The organism is Desulfosarcina sp., from assembly GCF_033791525.1.
Lineage (GTDB): Bacteria > Desulfobacterota > Desulfobacteria > Desulfobacterales > Desulfosarcinaceae > Desulfosarcina.
This window is the reverse complement of sequence record NZ_JASJGN010000248.1, coordinates 11,609-33,072: the sequence shown is the minus strand read 5'-3', so window position 1 is coordinate 33,072 and position 21,464 is coordinate 11,609. Positions and strand designations below refer to the sequence as shown.

Below are 21,464 nucleotides of genomic sequence, written 5' to 3'. Positions count from 1 at the left end.
ACACTGTAAAACCCTTCAGGTTTGAATGAATTATTAATTTTACTCACGGTGCTGGTGTTCATTTCGATGGCTGGCATGGCAAATCCTCCGGGCTACAGTAGTGTGCTAAATACCAATTGTTGAATGCAACTAAGGAATCTTTAAGCAATTATGATGCCATGAATTACATTGACGCGCGGGCAATGCATCAGACGTGAACTGGGTATCGGCAGTTTTGAAATGGTCTTGAATCGGAATGGAAAAAAGGCAGGATCAGGCAAGATCCCGAATGTCATATCGGGTGATCAGTCGTGACAGGTAGGTTCGCTGGATATCCATGACCTTGGCGGCTTTGCTTCTGTTACCACCGGTATGTCTAAGGTTGAGCAGGATAAATTCTTTTTTAAATTCATTGAGGGCTTCGTCGAGAGTGAGCCCGACCTTCAGGCCGGCAAATTTTGGCAGAGAGGCGGTGATGGGCAGATCCTCCGGCATGATTGTTTTTCCGTTTCCCATAACCACGGCGCGTTCAATGGCATTCCTCAATTCACGAATGTTACCGGGCCAGTTGTAGCGGGACATCTTGTCCATGGCCGCTTCAGATATGGTCAGGCCCGACAGGCCGGTTTCCTTCTTAAACACGTCAAGGAAATGGTCGACCAGAAAGGTGACGTCCTCGAGGCGTTCTCTCAGTGGGGGGATATTGAGTTGAACGACGTTGAGCCGGTAAAACAGATCCTCCCTGAACTTTCCCTGCTCCACCTCTTTCTTAAGATTTTTGTTGGTAGCCGATAGCACGCGCACATCCACGGTGATGGGGGTGTTTCCACCGACTCGGTAAAACACGCCTTCCTGCAGCACTCTGAGCAGTTTGGCTTGTATCCCCGGGGCCATCTCCCCGATCTCATCAAGAAATAAGGTCCCTTCATGGGCGGTTTCGAATTTTCCGAGTTTGCGGCCCGCTGCACCGGTAAAAGAGCCTTTTTCATGGCCGAAAAGTTCCGATTCCAAAAGGGGCTCGGGTAAGGCGGCACAGTTCAGAACCACCAGCGGTTTCTCCTCGCGTGGGCTTTCGCGGTGGATCAGGCGTGCCAGCAGTTCTTTGCCCGTGCCGCTTTCGCCTTGAATCAGGGCAGTGGTTTTTGTGCGGGATAGTTTTTGGGCGTCTTCCAAGACTTTATTTAAGATAACGCTTTTCCCGATAATCTGGTGCTTTTCGCCCAGTTCCTTCTTCAGGTCCTGATTCTCCTGGCGAACCTGCTCAAGGCTTCGTGCACTGCCGATGGCCAGGGCGGCAAGGCTGGAGAATTCTTCAAGAACAGCCATGTCCCCATGGGTAAACTGAGTGTTGTCCCTTTTGTTAATGACCTGGACGACGCCGATGGTGCTGTTTTTTATTTTTAATGGAACGCAGGCCATAGAACGGGTTTCATAGTCAATGCTGTCGCTGATTTCGCGCATCCACCGGTTGTCTTGCTGGGCATCGGCAATGAGCAGGGGTTGGCCCGTTTCGGCCACGTGGCCGGCGATGCCCTGGCCGATCTTTATCCTGAATTCTTTGACCTCCTCGCCTTTGGCGCCGGTGGTTACCTTGAAATAGAGCGTGTTGGTGGTGGGGTCCAGCAGAAGCAGTGAGGCGGCTTCTGCACGCACGACGCCAGTAGCCGATTCGATGATCAGTTGGAGGAGTTTGTCCAAATCCTGTACGGAAGAAACCCAGGACGAAATGGCCTTCAACTGGTCAATGGGGGCGTTGGCTTCGCAGGTGCCTGTTTTCATAATCGATGATCTTTGCGGTGATTGGGAATAAGATAGTTGCTGACCGGAATAAACGGTTACTAAACCGACCATATATTAGCCCATGCAGCAATCAGGTGTCAAATCAAATAATGGATATCATTAAAGATTAGACTCCACTGAAACAATTGTACGCCACAGCGCGACCAGGGCTTCACTGCTAGGGCGTTGGATAAAGATTCCCTGGTCCGATCGCATGGCCAGACCGGCAAAGGGGTTATCGGCCACATTGATGTCAAACATTAGACCACCGTTGCGAAGCACCAGGTTGACGATATGGTTGGGTAGCGTCGTGGCCCCAGCGGTGCCCACGGTGATCAGCAGGCGGGTCCGCTTCGCCGTCTCGAGCGCGCTGTTAAAATGGTAATGGCGTTCGTTATAGGTCTCGTCGAACCAAAGCACGTGCGGTCGAAGCCAACCGTTACACTTCGCGCATGTCAGCTGCCGGCGCGCTGCGTCGGTCAACACGCTTCCTTTTGCCATTGGGGGCAGGCCTTCAGGCAGAGAGAAAATTTCATCCGTGCAGGCCGATGCACAGCGAGTCTGGAAAATATTACCATGAATCTGAAGAGTTCGCGAAGGGCTGTTGCCGGCGCGGATATGCAGATTGTCCACGTTTTGGGTGATCAACGTAAACCGGTTTTTAAGATGGGATTCCATGGATGCCAGGGCCTGGTGGCCGGCGTTGGGCCGGGCCTTTTTACATAGGCCCATGCGATACAGATACCAGACCCAGACCGTTTCAGGCTGCCGGCAAAACATGGCAAACGTTGCCATTTCCTGGGGATGATAGTCTTTGGAGCCGATGGTCCAGAATCCCTCCGGTCCCCTGAAGGTGGGAATGCCGCTTTCAGCCGATATGCCTGCCCCGGTTAGAACGGTTATACGCCCATTGCCCCGGATAACTTCAGTCAACAATTGATTGGCCGATATTGTGTTCAATGGTATTCACACCGAATGTCGTTTATCATTACTATGCCAAATCAGGCGGCTCAGCCGGTAATCTGTCTGTCCTATGCATCGCCAGAGTGACCTGTGCGTGGCCGCCATCCGCCCGATGGCGTCAATTGTCACCGATGGACATGGGCTGACGAACCACTTGTGATTCGACGACAAATCGTCTACAGATAGGCCCATTGTGTGCACGAGGTGTTGCCGCTGAAACAACCAATACAGTTGAAAAGGAATCGGGCGCCATGATTCTGCCGGAAAACAACCGAATCCCGAAAAAGGTGAGAACCGTTCATCTGATTGCCGTTTGCGGAACGGCCATGGGTGCCCTGGCTTGCATGCTCAAAGACAAGGGTTACCAAGTCACCGGTTCAGACAACAATATCTACCCGCCGATGAGTCGCTTCCTCAATGAAAAAGGGGTCTCAATCATGGCCGGTTTTGATGGATCCCACCTGTCCCATCAACCGGATCTGGTTGTGGTCGGCAACGCCGTTTCGCGGGAAAATGCAGAAGTGGTCGCCACCGCAGAAATGGGCCTGTGTTACTGCTCCATGCCCCAGGCGGTCAATCGCTTTGCCGCCGCCGGCAAGCGTCAGGTGCTGGTGGCGGGGACTCACGGGAAAACGACCACGTCGGCCATTCTCGCCTGGATCCTTTTTTCCGCTGGCCGGGATCCTTCATTTATTATCGGGGGCATCCTGCCCAATTTTATGAGCAACTACCGAACTGGAACCGGAGATTGTATAGTCATCGAAGCGGATGAATACGATACCGCTTTTTTCGATAAAGGCCCCAAGTTCCTGCATTATACCCCGGATGCCGCCATCTTGACCAGTGTTGAATTTGACCATGCCGATATTTATCGGGATCTGGACCATGTTCTAGACGCATTTGAACGGTTTGTCACCAAAATCAAGCCTGATTCACTTCTGGTAAGCGTTGACGATGATCCCAATGTCAGCGGTTTGACAGGATTGGTGTCGTGTGAACAGGTATCCTACGGCATGAAAGCGGATTCGCCCTGGCAACTTGGTGAAACCTTCATCCAACCGCCCGTTACCCGTTTTCAGGTCATCAAGAGTGGACAAGACTACGGATCGTTCCGCACCCGGATGATCGGTGCGCACAACCTGAAAAATACCCTGGCAGCCATAGCGGTGGCCGATTACCTGGGTGTAACGCCAGAAAAAATCGCCGAGGCGCTGGACAGTTTTTCCGGAGTGAGGCGGCGCCAGGAGATCCGCGGTGAAAAGCGGGGCGTCATTGTTATGGACGATTTTGCTCATCATCCCACTGCCGTTAAGGAGACGCTCAGGGCGGTCAGATCCCATTTTTCAAAAAACAGGATCGTTGCTGTCTTCGAGCCGCGAACCCACTCGAGCATGCGCAGGGTGTTTCAGCAAGATTATGCAACTGTGTTCGATCCGGCGGATCGAATTTGCGTCCGAAAGCCATCGATGCTTCAAAAAGTTCCCGAAGATGAACGATTTTCCAGTGAACGGCTGGTTGCCGACTTGAAACAAAGGGGCAAGGATGCGACCCATTTTGAGGATACGGAATCCATCATTGACGATCTGGCCCATGCATCGGTGGGTGGTGATGTAATCCTGATCATGTCCAACGGGGGGTTCGACAATATCCACGAAAGATTGCTGGAATCATTATAAAAATACAACTTGGATTGAACCCTCCCCGCGGCCCCGATGAGCGGGATCTTTGCTTCGCCCCCGACAAGCTGCGGGGAATGTTCTGCCTGTAACGGCAGTGCTGCTTAGCACCGTAAGGATAAAAATCGATTTCCAGTTCGCTCGCTAACCCCGCCGCACTGGTTCTCGGTATCTCTGCTTCGCTCCGATAAGCGGCGAGGAATGCGCTCGCTATCGCGGTTCAAGTTTTGTTTTTTGGGATAGGGTCGCTCGCAACATAACTCAATATATCTGTAATTTGCTCCTCTGTGCTAAGCAACGTAATCCCTGTAGCTAAGAACTTTGTGGTAGGTAACAACGTATGAACCTGTGGCCTTATCTCAAGAACATACTGAAATAAGGGTATTTCCCCCGTACTGGCCCATTACTTATCCCATCTTGTCATATAGGTACCTTTCAATTATTTTCATTCGGATATTGGAATTTAATTGAGGAACCAACGGTCATGGCATGACATCAACAACCATCACCGTCAACTCACCCACCATTTAATTCCAGTCCTGTATTCATCTTTGCCGTCCGCTTCCACTTTGCTTTCTGTTGGTAATGTTGCGCTACCCGAAGGAGGAAAGATGATTTCTTCGCCATGTAGGACATGTTTAAAACGGGACATGCCCAAAGATCTGTGTATGAAAGACTGTAAGGAAATCATGGCAATTCAAGAGCTTCAACACTATATGCGCATACCGCCTTATTCGACGGGGAACAACTCTGACTCAACCCCTTTTAGAGTCGCAGAATCATTGACCACAGAAGGCTGACAAAGAAATAACGTTCATTAGTTTGTGTCAGAGAAACGCCCCATCCAGCAAATTCCAAGCCTGAACAGACCGAGCTCTGTATTTGACAGTAAGGGAAGGGTAAAACCATGGCATTCAATCCAAAAGCAGGTATCCTGGTTGTGGATGATAATGAATTAATAAGGAATATCGTCTGCTTCATGCTTTCACGTCTGGGTTACATGACCATCTCAGCCCATGATGGGACTGAAGCGCTCGATTGTATGAAAAACAATGATAGCATTCATTTGGTGCTGACTGATATCAACATGCCCCAAATGGACGGCTGGCGACTTGCTCTTCACATCAAGGAACTTAAACCCGACATGCCAATCGTTGCCCTCACCGGAGAAGCGCCTGACGCAATTATACCCAAACTCCTCGACAGCGGCATTCATCAAGCTCTCTTTAAGCCGGTTAAATTGGAGGCTTTAAGGGATGCAATGTCACGTAATTTGCGATCAGAAGGGATGAAATTGGCCAGTTAGCAATCAGGTGGTAATTATTGAATAGGCGATAAATAGACGGATGTCCTTTATCAGCGCTAATCGATTCTTTAGGAAAACCTGCTTGCCCGAGGACGAAGAAGATCCCAATTATAACCAGTTGCCAACGGGCTGCTGGTTTTCGTGCAGCACGCCGGTGATATTTTATCTTTTTAATGGGTAAGGATATACGGCGTGCTGCATAAACATCAATTCACGGCTTACCCGTCTGGACTGAACGATGAATACAGTCGGTATTTACTTAAAAAAGGAAAGAGAAGCTAATAATATTAGTTTGAGGGAAGTCGCTCGACTTACAAAAATTTCACCGATCTATCTGGAGTACATTGAAAAAAACGAATTCGAGAAAATTCCACAAGGCCCTTATATAAAAGGATATATTGGATCATACTCCAGTGCCATCGGATGTGATGTCGATAAACTCATCAGTCTGTACGAGTCTGAGAACCGCAAGCTGACCCAAGCCGAAGCCATTCAACCCGCCACCGTATCTATTGATGGCCGGAAACATTCAGCCGACAATTCTCAGAAGAAAAGACGCAAGCAACCAAGCAGTCTTTGGCTGGGCAATCTTAGGTCCTGGTTTAATACCCTTGTATCCTTCGTCGTGGTCAAAGGTGCCTCATTCAAAGCGGCCAAAAAACCGATCGACAGCATCGGTTCATCCAAACAAGATATGGGTGTACCCTCCAGGCACAATGTTCTGCGCGTCAATCAATCCGGTTTCGCCGGGACCATACATCGCATGTCCACCGATCGGAGGATCTGGGTGTATTCCTGTATTGCTATCATGGGGGCCTGCATTTTGATTCTTGCAGGAGTTGGATTTTATCACCTGTTCTTTAACGACCCTGATTCATTCACAATCGCCGAAGCTATTAAATCGCCTGACAAGGTAGAAAACGCGTTGCCTTCAGTTGGTTCCCAACCATCAATAGTGATTTTGCAATCCTCTGATGAATCTGCAAACGTCGATACACCGGAAATCCATGTAAATAAAAACTTGCTTACCAAGCCGCCCGAACCTGACGCAGCGTTAACTGGCACAAGGAAAAAAGCCGAAATTACATCTGGTACTTCCAGTCCCGCCATACAGGTCAACGCGCCGTCATACGATGCACCTTCAACGACTAAACAAGACGCCTCAAATCGCGACACCGCCGACAAGGAAAAAAGCGCCGTTAATTCCGACAGGCGTCCGTTAATAATCGATCCATCGCCAAAACCGAGCATTGTCGAAGCATCCTTGAAAGTGTCAAAAGCCTCAATCTGTCGAGCAGTTGAAAATCGAATGCCTGTCGGTGTCGATCGATTTTTTCGCACATCAGCCGGGAAGATTTATGTATGGACCGAGATTATGGCAACGCACGTTCCATCCAAGATCCACCATATCTATTTCCTCGGCGGAGAAAAAATCAGTGATGTTTCCTTGGATGTCCGGTCTACCCATTGGCGGACCTGGAGTTCCAAGACGATTGCCAACCGCCGTTATCGGGGGGAATGGCGCGTAGACATCGCCACATCCGACGGAAACATACTGCGACAGCTCTATTTTGAGGTTAAATAGCGTTCCTAAAAATCTTTGAACGTTATTTGGTTAAACCCGAAAGGATGCTCCGTGAAGAATCAGGCCAAACCGTCTTTAGCTGCTCTTAGGCTTTTTAAAATAGTAGGCTGAACCGCGATAGCGAGCGCATTCCTCGCCGCTTGTCGAAGCGAAGCGGAGATCCCGCTCATCGGGGCGGCGGGTTTAGCGAGCGAACTGAAAATCGATTTTTTATCCTTACGGTGCTGCGCAGCACTGCCGTTACAGGCAGAACATTCCCCGCGGCTTGCCGCGGGGAGGGTTCAATTCTCCAGAATTTTTTAGAAATTGTTCATAACCATCCGCACTGATATCTACAACGACCTTGCAGATATCAGCTCCGGTATTTTTCAACGATGTTCAAAAATAATCACAGCGGGCCCAATCTTGCCAAAATGGGAACTCGGGTGGTACCAAGTGGATCACCATCGCATTTCAGGGAGATTCCCATGATTTCTGATTGTTAAGGCGATCGATAATTAATCCCGCCTCCGGCAAATCAAGAGAATTATTGAAGTTACAGGTGTGCATAACATCCTGACATCCAAGAGTAAATTCTTATACACTTAATTGACGCTTGACCCGTACAGCCGATTCATTTTATTTATGGTGATCAGGAATGGTAGATTGTCCTTCCTTCCTATTTCGATATCTTAGCAAATATTATTAGAATCTACGTCAACCGTCTGTGGCTGAAGCACAACTGACCCCGATGGTTTTTTTGGGTTGATAATCAACTTCCGAACGCATCGATTCTTCAGCATACGGCCGGTCGACGGGTTGGGGCCGTTTAGCCTGCAGCGTAGCGTGACGGATAGTCGGATCGAGTGTCGCACCAGTCAGCCTGGGGCGGATCGGTTAAAACATCAAAAAAAGGAGATTGGATATGAAAAAAGTGCTGTGGATCTTATTACCGGCCATTTTGTTGTTCGTAGGAACCGCCGAGGCTCAGGATCAGGATCGGATCGCACCCATGCTCGAGAAAGGTACCAAGGAGTTGGGTTTCACCGGCGGCATCGATTTCGAAGGACCCGCGGGGGGAGTGGATATTGACCTGAATCTACGTTATGGCTACTTCCTGGACCGTCATATCGAAATCGGTGGATTCGGCAACTATTCCAGAACCATGGACGGAGGTGTATTGCGCTACGGACTGGGCGGGTTCGCCGAGTATCATATTTTCAGCTCCGGTTGGGCCCGAACGATTCCCTATTTTGGAGCAGACTTAGGGCTTTTTGCGCTGAATTGGGATGCCGGAGAGAACCAAAACGCCTTGGCATTTGTTCCACGGATTGGAATCAAGTGGTTTTTCCGCGACTATGTTGCGGTCGACACAAATTTTTACCTGGGTTTGGCAACGGAGGACATCTACATCAACGACAACAGCAGTGATAAATACGACTTGGGTATCCAATTCGGCTTGCGGGTCTACTTCTGATTAAAATTTTTTATGATCGGATCATTGTGGGGATGAATCCTGATACCGGGATTCGTCCCCGTGAGCGAATGGACGGGGAAAAGGACGGTACAGCCTTGGGTCATTGCCGTTATCGTTTTAGAATTCTAAAGCTTTACGATCCGCATGTGCGCAAAGATATCATCGATGACGTCAGCCAGTTGCCGACATGGACGCCTAAAATTCACATTGCCGATGATGACGCGGAAAAAGAGGAATAACTCGATCGTATACGGGTTTCCGCACAGTGGACAATCGTACCTTCCATAGGACGAGCCGCGGGGAAAGCTCAATAACTAGTTTTCCGTTTGTTAGAGGTAGTAATATAAGTTAACAGTGTTTACGCTGTCGCCGAATTAAAAGCGGTGGCGGAGCCAGCAAGGATTTCATTCGCGGTTCGTGAAAAATATTAAAAAATACAATATAACAATAGTTTGAAAAAATTGATAGCCTTCCATCGTCGCACCACCCATTCTGATTCGCTGCGCGGTCTTTATAAAATCCTTGACAACGCCATTGCTTTAAATTACTTGCATCTTGCATTTGACAAGAATGAAATTTATTTAAAAACAAGTAATTAAAACGGTTTTAGTCTCTTAAAAACCGTTCGGGTAGACAATTCACCACGATTCTTGCTCATTTTTCTGCATGGGGGTTCTAACGATCCATGAGATATGCTTCCACAATTATCGGAACCGGCTGTGGATTTCCTGAAAGTCGGGTGACCAATGACGACATCATCGATCGGTTGGAAAAGAACCAGATTACCACCAACGACCAGTGGATCCGTGATCGCACAGGCATTCGTGAACGGCGGTTTTCCAATCTGGATAACTGCGACGAACATAATTCATCCCTTGGCGTGGCGGCGGCGACAAAGGCGCTTGCCATGGCCGGTCGGACGCCCGGTGACATCGATCAGATCGTTTATGCGACCTGTTCGCCGGACACCCTGCTTCCATCCACGGCCTGCTGGCTTCAGCATAAAATAGGTGCCCCGCAGGCCTGGGCCATGGACATCAATGCCGCCTGTTCGGGTTTTATTTATGCACTGGCCACGGCGGATAAATTCATCCAATCCGGCCAGACCCGCACGGCGCTGGTCGTGGGCGCCGAGGTGCTCAGCCCATTCATCAACTGGCAGGACCGCGGATCATGCATTATTTTCGGTGACGGCGCCGGTGCCGCGGTCGTGGAACGTACCGCCTCCGATGCCCCATCGCGAATCCTGTCCAGCCACCTGCGATCTGACGGCAACCTTTGGGAATTGCTATATATTCCAGCCGGCGGCTCATGCAAGGAAGTTACGCCCGGCCGGTTCTCCAAGAACCTGCACAAAATACGGATGTACGGCAAAGAGATCTTTAAAGTCGCCGTTCGTACCCTTGCCGAGTTTGCCACGCGGTCGCTCGAAAGCAACGGATTCACCATTGATGACATTGACTGGTTTATTCCCCACCAGGCCAATTACCGGATTATTGAGGCCGTGGCCAAACGCCTGAACTGTCCCATGCAAAAAGTGGTCGTTAACGTGGACCGATATGGCAATACATCCGCAGCCACCATTCCCACGGCACTGGATGAGGCGGTGAGGGATGGTCGGATTCAAAAAGGACAGCTGATCCTGCTCGATTCCTTCGGTGCCGGCCTGACCTACGGTGCCATATTGATGCGTTGGTAATGATTGGAAGAAGAAGATGCTTCTTGATCGATTCTTTGAAAAAGGCAGGCAGTTTTTAGGTTGCCAGATTCCCATCATGTGCGGCGCAATGACCTGGGTGAGCGATCCCAAGTTGGTCAGCCATATGGGGCGCTGCGGTGGTTTTGGCCTGTTGGCCGGGGGCAATGCGCCCATCGATGTGCTGCGGGCAGAGATCGAAGAGACCCGGTCCATCTCAGACAAGCCTTTCGGCGTAAACCTGATAACCATTGCACCGGCGTATCAGGAACAGCTGGCAATGGTATGCGAGATGCGATGTCGCGTGATTGTTTTTGCCGGTTCAATTCCCAGGGAAAATGAGATCCAGCGTGCCAAGGAGAGCGGGGCGCGCGTCATCTGTTTTGCGCCAACCGATCAGCTGGCCTTAAAGCTGATCAAAATGGGTACCGATGCACTGATCCTGGAAGGCTCAGAAGCCGGTGGGCACATCGGGCCCGTATCCCTGACGGTGCTGATCCAGCAGATCTTGTTCAATGTAGATTCAGTGCCCATTTTTGTTGCCGGCGGAATTGCCACCGGCAGGATGATGGCCCACCTGTTGATGATGGGGGCTGCCGGTATCCAGATGGGCACGCGCTTTGTCATGTCCGAAGAGTGTGCGGTGCATCCCCAATTCAAAGAGACCTTCCGGCGGGCCAAGGCCAGGGATGCCGTGGCCACTCCGCAATTTGACAGCCGCCTTCCCGTTATACCGGTGCGAGCGTTGAAAAATGTGGGTACGAATGAATTCGGGAAACTGCAGCTGCACCTGATTCAGAAGCTTGAAAATAAGACTATTGATCGCGTGGAGGCCCAGTACGAGGTGGAACGCTTCTGGATGGGTGCGTTAAAAAATGCCGTCGTTGACGGCGATATGAAAAAAGGGTCCCTCATGGCCGGCCAGAGCGTGGGCCTGGCGGATAAAATTCTGCCCCTTCAAGGCATCTTCGATGAACTGGTCAACGATGCCGAGACGGAGATGCAGCGGCTTTCCAAAATGTTTTTCAACTAATCCGCTTCAATCGTTTTCCCTGACCGCCCCAGTATGGTGTTGACATCCCCTCTGGAATCTGGTTAACCCTTTATCTCTTTATGGGTTAACCAAGTGGATTCCAAACAGAAAATCTTTAATATCCTCAATCGGGCCGATGGGGTGATTTCCGGTGAAACCCTCAGCGCCGAATTGGGTGTCAGCAGAGTTTCCATCTGGAAACATATCCAGGGACTCGTCCAGTCCGGCATTTCGATTGTCTCCTCCCCCAAAGGCTATTGCATGAACCGTGATCCGGACAGCCTGGTGCCGTGGGCATTCGAGGCATGGCAAGACCGCATCCATTATTTCCAGGAGACCGGTTCGACCATGGACGAGGCCATGCTGATGGCGCGAAAAGGCTGTGCTGATTTTACGGTGGTGGTGGCCCAGCGTCAGACCTGCGGTCGGGGGCGTATGCAGCGGACCTGGCTGTCTGCCGATGGCGGCCTTTTTTTCACCGTGGTCGTTCGCCCGGACATTCCCATGGTGCTGGCAGGTCTGGTGAATCTGGCGGCAGCCGTCGACATGGCCAATCTTATGCGGTCCCTGTATCAGGTGGACGCGTGTTTGAAGTGGCCCAACGATATCCTGGTGAACCAACATAAACTCTGCGGCGTTTTGTCCCAGGTAGACGCCGAAGGGGATCAGGTGGCCCACATGAATATCGGCATCGGTCTCAATGTCAACAACGCCCCGGAAACCGAATCGTCCATGGCCATTTCCCTCAAGGCAGTGCTGGGTCGATCCGTGCCGCGCCGGGAGATCCTTATCGCTTTCCTGAATGATTTTGAAAAGCGGATGTCGACCCTCGATCCCCATGCCGTCATTGATGAGTGGAAATCAAACAATGTGACCCTTGGCCGGCCGGTCCGCGTCGTTACCGTCAAGGACATGGTTGAAGGGACTGCCGTGGATGTGGATTCACATGGCGGCCTGATCCTGCAGCTGGCCGATGGAACCTGCCAAACCGTGATGCATGGCGACTGTTTTCACCGTTAGCAGGCTGTTTTTATCGCTTGTACGTTTCCAGCCCATCGAATCAATAAACCCAACCAACCCTCAAAGGAAAACAGTTTATATGGATGCATCATCACAACAGTTAAAACGGATGGTGTATGCGGCCCTAATGGCGGCCCTGACAGCCGCCGGTGCCTACATTGCCATCCCTCTCGGTCCGGTGCCCATCGTCCTGCAAAACCTGTTCATCATGCTGGCTGGTCTGCTTTTGGGCGGCCGGTGGGGATTGATCAGCGTAGCGGTTTACCTGCTGGCCGGCGCCGTTGGACTGCCGGTATTTGCCGGCGGTACCGGCGGAGTAGGAAAATTCGTTGGGCCTACCGGCGGATACCTGCTGGGGTTTGCTGCCGCCGCCTATCTGATCGGCATCATTTCGGAAAGCGGTCGGGGTCGTGTGACCATCGATGTGCTGGCCATGGTTGCCGGCACATTGATCATATACGCCTTCGGCGTTTCATGGCTCAAGGTGGTCACGGGAATCAGTTTTTCCAAGGCATTAACCGTGGGCATGTTGCCCTTTCTCATCGGCGACGCCCTGAAAATTGCAGCTGCCATACCCATCGCCAGGGCTCTCCGGCCAATGATGGACGGCACTTTCGCTGCCGTAAGGACTGCCGATTAAAACCGTGTCCATCATTGAGACCTCCCACCTCTATCATCGCTTTGCCGACGGCACCCAGGGGCTCGACGACGTCACCCTTACCTTTAACGAGGGCGAATTTACGGTGGTCGCCGGTGCCAATGGCTCCGGCAAAACAACGCTGCTGCGCCACATCAACGGTCTGCTTTTTTCCGAATCCGGGACGGTGACCGTATGCGGCAAGTCGGTGAAAGCGGATCCCTTTGCCGCCCGGAAACAGGTGGGTATGGTATTCCAGGATGCCGACAGCCAGATTGTCGGTGAGACTGTTTACGATGATGTGGCATTTGGTCCGGAAAACCTTTCACTTGAGCGGCAGCAGATCAACCAGCGGGTAAACCAGGCGCTGGCGGCCGTCGATCTTTCCGGGTTTGAAAATAAAATGCCCCACCATCTTTCCGGTGGTGAAAAACGTCGCCTGGCCATTGCCGGGGTGCTGGCCATGGCCCCCCGCGTGCTGATGATGGACGAGCCTTTTTCCAACCTTGACTATCCGGCCACCTGCCGGGTGCTGAGTACTATTATAGACCTTCACAAAAACGGTCACACCATTATCATCACCACTCACGACCTGGAGAAGGTTATCGCCCATGCCCAGCGGCTGGTGGTCATGGCAAAAGGACGTATCGTAAAAGACGGAATGCCGGCCGAGGTGATCGGCGGCATCGAGCGATACGGCATTCGGTCGCCGTGCTCCGTGCAACTCGGCCGAGGAATCCGGCCATGGGTGAACTGACCGCCATTGGTTTCAGGCCCGGCCAGTCGGTGCTCCACCGGCTGGACCCCAGAACCAAGCAGATGCTGCTCATGGGGCTCAGCGTGGCGAGCATGTGGGGAAACCTAACTTTTTTGACGCTTTTCACCGTCGTGATGATGTTTTGCGTTAGCGCTGCCGGTTTGCGCATTCGTCGGCTGATTCTTGAAATCCGGTATTTTCTCTTTTTTCTCTGCTTTGTCTTCGGTGTTAGAGCGATAGCATTCACCGGCGGATGGACGCCCACCCTCCGTGCAGATGCTGCCGGAGAGGCTTTGATCGTGTGCTGGCGCTTGCTGCTGGTCGTCATCATGGGGTTGCTGTTGATGTCCACCACGCGAACCGCCGATATCCGGGCCGCCCTGGTCTGGTATTTGAAGCCAATACCCGTTGTTGATGAGAAAATGGCGGCCACCATGGTGGGGCTGGTGGTTCGTTTTTTACCGGTGATTCTCTTTCAAGGGGCTGAAATAGCAGATGCCCAGCGTGCCCGGGGGATCGAAAGACGGAGAAACCCGCTGATCCGGCTCATGAGGTTCACGGTACCCTTGTTCCGTCGTGTCTTTTTAAGTGCTGACGAACTGGCCGCGGCCATGCAAGCCCGGTGCTACAGCGAGCAGCGTACCCTTCCCGAGCTCTCTTTTGCCTGGCGTGACGGCCTGGCTATCGGCGTCGGGATTCTCCTATCCTCGACCGTGTTGCTTCCATGAGAGGATGTCCCCCAATGTTGCATAAAAATATTCTAAAAGTTAGCTAAACTATCGGAAACATAGTTTATATAGCCAAGTTGCTATCATTTTCTGGATGTCACGAAGGGTGAAGTCCAAGAATGTCACGGTTTTTCTCATATTTTTTACCTTTCAGGAAAGCTGGAGGACTTCAGATCCCGTGTTGTCAAGGGATCTCGGTAGCTGATTACAGCTTCACCCTTGACGCCTTGGCTCTGAAGCCCTCCAGCTTTTGCAACGTTGGGGTGTCAATAAACAAACCGTTTGATCAGCGGCATGATTATCGAATTCCGGACCTCCTGGAGCCATGCCCACACATCCATCTCTCTTTGTTTGACAGGGTATTAGCGGTGGTGTAAGGCATAGCAGCAAAAAATGAAGCCGATGACATGGGTCTGGCATTAAGCCTGTATTTAAGGAGTGTTGCGTTGAAAATTGTCATTGTGGGTGTCGGTGAAGTGGGATTTCACATTGCCAGTCGTCTGGCAATGGAGAACAAAGATGTGGTGGTCATCGATTATGACCCGGAGGCACTGAAACGAGTTTCTGAAAGCATCGACGTCCAGACGGTCGCCGGTTCAGGAAGCAGTCCCGCCATCCTGGAAGAAGCCGGCATCCGTGAGGCTGAAATCATGCTGGCCGTCACCGACTCCGACGAGGTGAATCTGGTGGCTTGCCTGATGGCCGACAGCCTGTCGCCGACCACCAAGAAGTTGGCCCGGTTGCGGGCAGCCGATTTTGACCGGTACCATGACACCTTCAAGGCAAACGCACCCCATATCGATACGGTCATCAACCCCGACATCGAGGTGATCCGTACCATCGAGCGGCTTATGAGCGTGCCGGGCGCTGCGGACGTGGGCGAATTCGCCGACGGTCGCATCAAGTTTGTCGGTGTCTATCTGGACCCCGATTCTCGCCTGGCCGGTGTGCGCCTGGCTGATCTACCGACCGTTCTCAAAGAAGACCGACCCCTGATCGCTGCGGTCGTTCGTGACGACCAGCTGATCATCCCTAAAGGAGACAACCACCTGCGTGCCGGTGATCTGGTCTACTTTATCAGCGAAAAAAAAAACCTTTTCAAACACCTCTCCATCTTTGACAAGCACGCCACACCGGTCAAGCGGGTGCTGATCGTCGGCGGCGGACGCATCGGCTATCGGCTGGCCAAACAGCTTGAAGACAAGTCCATCTCCTGCAAAGTCATTGAAAAGCGCGCCAGTCAGTGCGATTATCTGGCCGATCGATTGGAGCGGACCGTCGTGCTCCATGGTGACGGGTCGGACCAGAGCCTGCTGGTGGAAGAGAATATTCATGACATTGATCTGGTGGTAACCCTGACCGGTGACGAAGAAACCAATATTATAACCTCACTTTTGGTCAAACGGTTGGGCGCCAGGAAAACCATTACCCAGATCAATAAATTCAGCTATTTTTCGCTCATGTCCACGATCGGCATCGAACAGGTGGTCAGTCCCCGACTGTCTGCCATCAACACCATCCTGCAGCATATCCGCAGGGGAAAGGTGCTCTCGGCGATCTCCATTAAAGGAGAAGAGGGGGAGGTGATGGAGGCATTGGCGTTGCCCACGTCCGACATCGTATCCAAGCCCTTGAAAAAGATCGCCTTCCCGAAGGGATCCATGGTGGCCGGCATTATCCGCAAAGAGACCATCATCATCCCCGGCGGCGACAGCGTCATCGAACCGCAGGACCGGATCATCATTTTTGCCACCCGTAAGGCCATTCCGGGCGTCGAGAAGATTCTGGCCGTAAAACTGGAGTATATTTAATTGCGTTGGCGCTATATCCTTAACACCGTGGGTGTTTTGACCCTGTTTTTCGGTGGGACCATGCTGCTGCCACTGGCCTTTGACCTGGTTGCCATGGACCGCAGCCTGATGCCGCTGGTTAAAGCCATGGGGATCACACTGGTTTGCGGAGCCGTTTTGATGGCTCTGTTCAGGCATGAAAAGACGGAAACCATGAGCCAGCGTGAAGGCATGGCCATCGTGTCCTTGGGGTGGACAGCCATCGGTCTGTTCGGGGCGCTGCCCTTTTATTTTTCCGATGCGTCCTTTATATTTGTGGATGCCATTTTCGAGTCCGTTTCCGGGTTTACCACCACCGGTTCATCGATTCTGACCGACATCGAAGGGTTGAGTCCGGGACTGCTCATCTGGCGAAGTTTCATTCAGTGGCTGGGGGGGATGGGCATCATCGTCCTGTCCATTGCCATTCTTCCCTTTTTGGGTGTCGGCGGTATGCAGCTCTACAAGGCTGAAGTGCCCAGCCCTGTGCCGGACAAGCTCAAACCCCGCATCCGCGACACGGCTATGATTCTGTGGAAAGTCTACGCGTTGTTCACCGTGGCCGAGACACTGCTGCTGATGGTCGGCGGCATGACTTTTTTCGATGCCTTGAACCATGCCTTCACCACCATGCCCACTGGTGGTTTTTCAACGAAAAACGCGTCGGTGGCCCACTTCGACAGTGTATACATCGATGTCGTTATCATCGTTTTTATGCTGCTGGCCGGTATCAATTTCTCTCTTCACTACCAGCTTCTAAAGGGCCGTCCGCTGGCCTTCTGGAAAGATTCGGAATGCCGGTTCTACCTGGCCATGTGCCTGATTTTGACCCTTGTAGTCGGGGCTGACATCTACCGCACGGTTTATGCGGATGCCGGCCAGGCCTTGCGTTACGCGGCCTTTCAGGTGGTCTCCATCGTAACAACCACCGGTTACGCGACAGCCGATTATGAATTGTGGCCGGGCATGTCTCAGGTCATCATCTTCCTGTGCATGTTCGTGGGCGCGTCGGCAGGCTCCACCGGTGGCGGCATGAAGTGCCTTCGCATCATGCTTTGCTTCAAGTACTGCTACAAAGAACTCTTTTCCATGATCCATCCTAGAGCGGTCACCCGCATCAAAATAGGCGGGAAAACCGTGCCCGAGGATGTCGTGAGAAGTGTGCTTGGGTTCCTGGCACTCTATATGGCCCTGTTCGCCCTGTCGACCGTACTGCTGGCCGGGACCGGGGTTGATTTTGTCACCGCCCTTGGGGCGGTGGCCGCCACGATCGGCAATATTGGGCCGGGTTTCGGAATGGTGGGGCCGGTCGAAAATTTTGCCCAGATTCCCTACTGGGGGAAGTGGCTGCTCTCCTGGTGCATGCTCCTGGGACGATTAGAGATTTACACCTTCATTATCATTGTCGTACCTGAATTCTGGCGCAAGTGAAAAAAGGGTTCAATTCTTGACCGCTTGGAGCCTAAAAAAGATTTTATTGCCAAATTTCATATTGACAAACAGTGGTCGGGCGTGTACTTACGTTTTTTCTTTTGGGCCGTTAACTCAGTCGGTAGAGTATCTGCCTTTTAAGCAGAGAGTCGTTGGTTCGAGTCCAACACGGCCCACCAGAATTTACAATGCTTGCGTCCCCATCGTCTAGCCTGGCCCAGGACACCGGCCTTTCACGCCGGCGACAGGGGTTCGAATCCCCTTGGGGACGCCATTTAAAATATATGTGACTTCCTATGTACTGCCGTTTGAGCGGTTTTTCATCGCACGAGCGGCTTTTTTGTTTTTTGGCAAAGTGGCGCTATCATTCGGATGAAGGCGCCATGCCGACAGATGTTGATTGATATGACGGCCCGGCCGCGTTGACAATGGTCCGGGCTTTATATAAAAAAGAGAGCGCCTTTATGTACCAGGCCAAACCAAAGGAATGGTATTTATGCTGAGCAAGAAACGGTCGTTTGCGGAAAATATACTGATATTGGGTCTTGGTGGCGTGGGCACCTACCTGGCTAAACGGCTGGTCCATGAAGGTTATGCCATCACCGCCATAGAACCGGACGGCCGGTTGATCCGCCATATAGATGGGCAACTGGATGCTCGGCTGATTCAGGGATCGGCCATGAGTATCGCCTGCTGGCGTGAAGCCAGGGCTCAAACCATCGACGTGCTGATTGCCGTCACCGACAATGACGCGGTCAACATGCTATCGGCAATGATCGCCGACCGATTCGGCATTCCACTGAAGATTGCTCGCGTTCGTTCGATGGATTTTGATAATATAGATTCGGTGCTCAACGCCGATGACCTGAAAATCGATTTGATCATCCACCCGGAAGAGTTGGCTGCTCAGGAAATTGTTCGGCTGGTCAAACGGACGGCCGGCAATGAGATCATCGATATCGCCGATGGACAGACCCAAGTCATGGCCACCCGTGTCAACGAGGACTCGCCGCTGGCCCACCAGAAGCTGAAAACCCTTTCCATGACCCACAACACCTTTCCTTTCAGGGTCGTGGCCATTGCCAGGGGGATCACCACCATCCTGCCCGGCGGCGATCATGAAATACTTCCCCAGGATCAGGTGCTGATCATGGCCTCAAAGGAAGACCTTCCCAAATTGATGGCCTTGACCGGGGTAGAACAGCAGCGGCGGCACCGGGTGATGATTTTGGGTGGTGGTCTGGTGGGTTGCCGTGTGGCCGAACTGATGGGCAAAGACGTTCGGGTCAAAATCGTTGAAAAGGACGAAACCGTGGCCGCAGAGCTGTGTCACCTGCTGACCGATGTCGAGGTGCTTCACGGGGACGGCTCCAATGCCGAAGCCCTCGAGCAGGCCGGTCTGACAGACATGGACACCTTTATCACGGCGACCGGTGAGAATGAAACCAACATCATGAGCTGCATGCTGGCCAAGCACCTGATGAACACGAGCAATGGCGGCGCTCGCGGCAAGGATCGCAAAACCATCTCACTGGTGAATAAAGAGGAATATTTAGTGCTGGCCGCCACCAGTGGTTCGGATATCGCCTTGAACAAGAAAGTGCTGGCAGCCAACGAGATTTTGAAGTTCATACGACGCGGGGAATTGCTGTCGGTCGCACACCTTCACGGTTTTGACGCTGAAGTGGTGGAGATCCTGGCGGCACCGGATTCTCCCATCACGCGAATCCCGCTTTCTAAAATTGATCCGGATTTTCACGGGAAAATTCTTGTCGGCGGTGTTTACCGGGACGACCAATGGCAAATCGCCGTGGGTGATACCCGCATCCTTCCCAATGAACGTGTGATCGTCATCTGCAAATCGCTGCACCTTAAAGATGTGCATAAGCTTTTTTTTTAGGATAGGATTCAAGGATTCGAGGAGTCAAGGGCTTGTTTTCCAATGATCTCATCAGGGCTTTCAGCATTTCACTTGAACCCTTGACCCCTTGAATCCTCGACCCCTTCTTTTTCATCATCATCTTTTCCAGAACGACGGATAGAAGATCACCAGCGCCGAGAACATCTCCAGCCGCCCGACAAGCATGTTGTAGGAAAGAAACCACTTGCCCGTATCGGAAATAAAGGCATAATTTTCCGACGGCCCAACAGCACCAAAACCCGGTCCAATGTTCATGAGGGCGGCGATGACCGAACTCATGGCGGTCGTGTAATCCATATTGTCGGTAAGCGCCATCACACACCCGCCCGCCAACACCATGAAAATATTCACAATGAAATAGCAGATGGATAGGTGAATGATGGTATCATCCACCGGGCGTTGGTTCAGGCGCACGGAGATGACGGACATGGGCTGGAAAAAAATTTTTTTGATGGCGGCCGACATGAATTTGCACAGGACCACATAGTGAACAATCTTGATGCCGCTGGTGGTCGATCCGGCACAGGCGCCGATAAAGCACACGGCATACAAGAACATCTGGGAGGCCTGAGGCCATTGTTCGTAGTCGGCAGTGGTAAAGCCGGTGGTGGTCAACAGGCTGGTCACCTGAAAGGTCCCGTAGCGGATCGCATCCATCAGCCCGTAGGTGTTCTCCTTCCACAGTATCCAGGAGACCATGCCACAGAAAAAGAGCATGAGCCCCGCGTACCAGCGAAACTCCGTATTGATGGCCAGCGCTCGCCAATCCCCCCGGACGATCTGGTAGAAAAGCACAAACGTCATACCGCCAAGAAACATAAAAAGAATGATAACCCAGTCAAAGTAGGCGCTGTTGTAATGCCCGATGCTGGCATTGTACGGGGAATAGCCGGAGGTGGATACAGTGCCGAAAGCGTTGCACAGTGAGTCGAACAGGGGCATGCCTCCGAAGCAGAGCAGTAGGATCTCGGCCAGGTTCAATACCATGTAGATGATCCACAGGCGGACCATGGTATCCCGGTTTCGGGCATGGAATTTTTCTTTGGTAAGGACCTGGCCCGGCGATGACTCGGCCCGGAAGAGGCGCAGCCCACCCATGCCGTGGGGCAAGAAGATGACGGTCAGGGTCAAAAAACCCATACCCCCCAACAGATGCGTCTGGCTGCGCCAGAACAGCAGCCCGTGGGGCACCACCTCGATGTCCGTCAGAATGGTGGCGCCGGTAGTGGTGTAACCGGACATCATTTCAAAAAAGGCATCGGTGAAAGACGGGATGGACCCGTGGATCATGAAGGGAATGGCACTCAGTGCAGAAACGACGACCCAGCCGAAAGCAGCGATGAATATGCCGTCTTTGATGCTCAGGTCAAGGTGCTTCCTGAAAAGCCACCATAACGGCAAACCCAATAAGAGGATCAATGCGGCAGAAACAAGCAGCGCCAAAAAATCCCCTTCACGGTAGATCAGTGAACAGACCAGGGGCAACAGCATGGAGATGCCCGTGACCATGAACAGGGTGCCGAAAACATGAAGAATGGAAAACAGGTGCATAGGTTTTGTTGGATTTAAAATTGACGGATTCGTAAAAAGCCCGATATCTGCATTACGCTTCATCCTTCGTCACTGTGGCGTACCGTAAGTACGCCTCATTCCTCAGGATTTGCAAGC

Annotated in this window: 17 protein-coding genes and 2 tRNA genes; 16 read left to right on the top strand and 3 right to left on the bottom strand. The window is 52.0% G+C overall.

Going from position 1 to position 21,464, the window contains the following annotated elements:
* Window positions 1-252: 252 nt before the first annotated feature.
* Both QNK41_RS12435 and QNK41_RS12430 read right to left on the bottom strand, forming a co-directional pair.
* Window positions 253-1,758, bottom strand: coding sequence for a sigma-54 interaction domain-containing protein (locus tag QNK41_RS12435; RefSeq protein ID WP_319257332.1), 1,506 nt, complete (start codon window positions 1,756-1,758; stop codon window positions 253-255).
* Window positions 1,759-1,878: 120 nt separating this feature from the next.
* Window positions 1,879-2,718, bottom strand: coding sequence for an SIR2 family NAD-dependent protein deacylase (locus tag QNK41_RS12430; RefSeq protein ID WP_319257330.1), 840 nt, complete (start codon window positions 2,716-2,718; stop codon window positions 1,879-1,881).
* 254 nt (window positions 2,719-2,972) lie between these two features.
* On the opposite strand from QNK41_RS12430, the gene mpl reads away from it, so the two are divergent.
* The 16 genes from mpl (at window position 2,973) to trkA (QNK41_RS12350) (ending at window position 19,775) form a co-directional block, all read left to right on the top strand.
* The gene (gene mpl / locus QNK41_RS12425) at window positions 2,973-4,397 is read left to right on the top strand and encodes a UDP-N-acetylmuramate:L-alanyl-gamma-D-glutamyl-meso-diaminopimelate ligase (protein ID WP_319257328.1); all 1,425 of its coding nucleotides are present in this window, start codon (window positions 2,973-2,975) and stop codon (window positions 4,395-4,397) included.
* A gap of 907 nt (window positions 4,398-5,304) precedes the next feature.
* Entirely contained in the window at window positions 5,305-5,703 is a 399-nt protein-coding gene (locus QNK41_RS12420; protein ID WP_319257326.1) for a response regulator, read from the top strand.
* A gap of 238 nt (window positions 5,704-5,941) precedes the next feature.
* A complete protein-coding gene (locus QNK41_RS12415) occupies window positions 5,942-7,288 on the top strand; it encodes a DUF2914 domain-containing protein (protein WP_319257324.1) in 1,347 nt (448 codons plus the stop codon).
* Window positions 7,289-8,192: 904 nt separating this feature from the next.
* Window positions 8,193-8,744 (top strand): hypothetical protein, encoded by a 552-nt coding sequence (locus QNK41_RS12410; RefSeq protein ID WP_319257322.1) that lies wholly within the window; start codon window positions 8,193-8,195, stop codon window positions 8,742-8,744.
* Window positions 8,745-8,776: 32 nt separating this feature from the next.
* Complete coding sequence (locus QNK41_RS12405) at window positions 8,777-8,983, top strand: hypothetical protein (RefSeq protein WP_319257320.1); 207 nt, start codon at window positions 8,777-8,779, stop codon at window positions 8,981-8,983.
* 446 nt (window positions 8,984-9,429) lie between these two features.
* Entirely contained in the window at window positions 9,430-10,443 is a 1,014-nt protein-coding gene (locus QNK41_RS12400) for a beta-ketoacyl-ACP synthase III (RefSeq protein ID WP_319257318.1), read from the top strand.
* A 16-nt stretch (window positions 10,444-10,459) separates the two neighbouring features.
* Entirely contained in the window at window positions 10,460-11,473 is a 1,014-nt protein-coding gene (locus tag QNK41_RS12395; RefSeq protein WP_319257316.1) for a nitronate monooxygenase, read from the top strand.
* 93 nt (window positions 11,474-11,566) lie between these two features.
* Window positions 11,567-12,493 carry a biotin--[acetyl-CoA-carboxylase] ligase gene (locus QNK41_RS12390; RefSeq protein ID WP_319257314.1) on the top strand — a complete coding sequence of 309 codons (927 nt, stop codon included), beginning with the start codon at window positions 11,567-11,569 and terminating at the stop codon, window positions 12,491-12,493.
* 79 nt (window positions 12,494-12,572) lie between these two features.
* The gene (locus QNK41_RS12385) at window positions 12,573-13,133 is read left to right on the top strand and encodes a biotin transporter BioY (protein ID WP_319257312.1); all 561 of its coding nucleotides are present in this window, start codon (window positions 12,573-12,575) and stop codon (window positions 13,131-13,133) included.
* Window positions 13,134-13,137: 4 nt separating this feature from the next.
* Window positions 13,138-13,887, top strand: a complete 750-nt coding sequence (locus tag QNK41_RS12380) for an ABC transporter ATP-binding protein (RefSeq protein ID WP_319257310.1) — start codon at window positions 13,138-13,140, stop codon at window positions 13,885-13,887.
* Window positions 13,875-14,615 carry an energy-coupling factor transporter transmembrane component T gene (locus QNK41_RS12375; protein ID WP_319257308.1) on the top strand — a complete coding sequence of 247 codons (741 nt, stop codon included), beginning with the start codon at window positions 13,875-13,877 and terminating at the stop codon, window positions 14,613-14,615. Before QNK41_RS12380 ends, QNK41_RS12375 begins: the two co-directional genes overlap by 13 nt.
* A gap of 446 nt (window positions 14,616-15,061) precedes the next feature.
* A complete protein-coding gene (gene trkA / locus QNK41_RS12370; RefSeq protein ID WP_319257306.1) occupies window positions 15,062-16,426 on the top strand; it encodes a Trk system potassium transporter TrkA in 1,365 nt (454 codons plus the stop codon).
* A complete protein-coding gene (locus QNK41_RS12365) occupies window positions 16,427-17,875 on the top strand; it encodes a TrkH family potassium uptake protein (RefSeq protein WP_319257304.1) in 1,449 nt (482 codons plus the stop codon).
* A 103-nt stretch (window positions 17,876-17,978) separates the two neighbouring features.
* Window positions 17,979-18,054 (top strand) — tRNA-Lys (locus tag QNK41_RS12360).
* A 17-nt stretch (window positions 18,055-18,071) separates the two neighbouring features.
* Window positions 18,072-18,149: transfer RNA gene (locus tag QNK41_RS12355), tRNA-Glu, on the top strand.
* 222 nt (window positions 18,150-18,371) lie between these two features.
* Window positions 18,372-19,775 (top strand): Trk system potassium transporter TrkA, encoded by a 1,404-nt coding sequence (trkA, locus tag QNK41_RS12350; protein WP_319257301.1) that lies wholly within the window; start codon window positions 18,372-18,374, stop codon window positions 19,773-19,775.
* 117 nt (window positions 19,776-19,892) lie between these two features.
* Here the strand turns inward: trkA (QNK41_RS12350) and QNK41_RS12345 are convergent, their stop codons facing one another.
* A complete protein-coding gene (locus tag QNK41_RS12345; RefSeq protein WP_319257299.1) occupies window positions 19,893-21,347 on the bottom strand; it encodes a TrkH family potassium uptake protein in 1,455 nt (484 codons plus the stop codon).
* Window positions 21,348-21,464: the final 117 nt, after the last annotated feature.

What these genes read in the sequence shown, in the direction of transcription:
- QNK41_RS12435 (WP_319257332.1), bottom strand. Translation starts at nt 1,758, where the DNA reads ATGAAAACAGGCACCTGCGAAGCCAACGCCCCCATTGACCAGTTGAAG.
- mpl (WP_319257328.1), top strand. Translation starts at nt 2,973, where the DNA reads ATGATTCTGCCGGAAAACAACCGAATCCCGAAAAAGGTGAGAACCGTT.
- QNK41_RS12420 (WP_319257326.1), top strand. Translation starts at nt 5,305, where the DNA reads ATGGCATTCAATCCAAAAGCAGGTATCCTGGTTGTGGATGATAATGAA.
- QNK41_RS12415 (WP_319257324.1), top strand. Translation starts at nt 5,942, where the DNA reads ATGAATACAGTCGGTATTTACTTAAAAAAGGAAAGAGAAGCTAATAAT.
- QNK41_RS12410 (WP_319257322.1), top strand. Translation starts at nt 8,193, where the DNA reads ATGAAAAAAGTGCTGTGGATCTTATTACCGGCCATTTTGTTGTTCGTA.
- QNK41_RS12405 (WP_319257320.1), top strand. Translation starts at nt 8,777, where the DNA reads ATGAATCCTGATACCGGGATTCGTCCCCGTGAGCGAATGGACGGGGAA.
- QNK41_RS12400 (WP_319257318.1), top strand. Translation starts at nt 9,430, where the DNA reads ATGAGATATGCTTCCACAATTATCGGAACCGGCTGTGGATTTCCTGAA.
- QNK41_RS12395 (WP_319257316.1), top strand. Translation starts at nt 10,460, where the DNA reads ATGCTTCTTGATCGATTCTTTGAAAAAGGCAGGCAGTTTTTAGGTTGC.
- QNK41_RS12385 (WP_319257312.1), top strand. Translation starts at nt 12,573, where the DNA reads ATGGATGCATCATCACAACAGTTAAAACGGATGGTGTATGCGGCCCTA.
- QNK41_RS12375 (WP_319257308.1), top strand. Translation starts at nt 13,875, where the DNA reads ATGGGTGAACTGACCGCCATTGGTTTCAGGCCCGGCCAGTCGGTGCTC.
- trkA (WP_319257301.1), top strand. Translation starts at nt 18,372, where the DNA reads ATGCTGAGCAAGAAACGGTCGTTTGCGGAAAATATACTGATATTGGGT.
- QNK41_RS12345 (WP_319257299.1), bottom strand. Translation starts at nt 21,347, where the DNA reads ATGCACCTGTTTTCCATTCTTCATGTTTTCGGCACCCTGTTCATGGTC.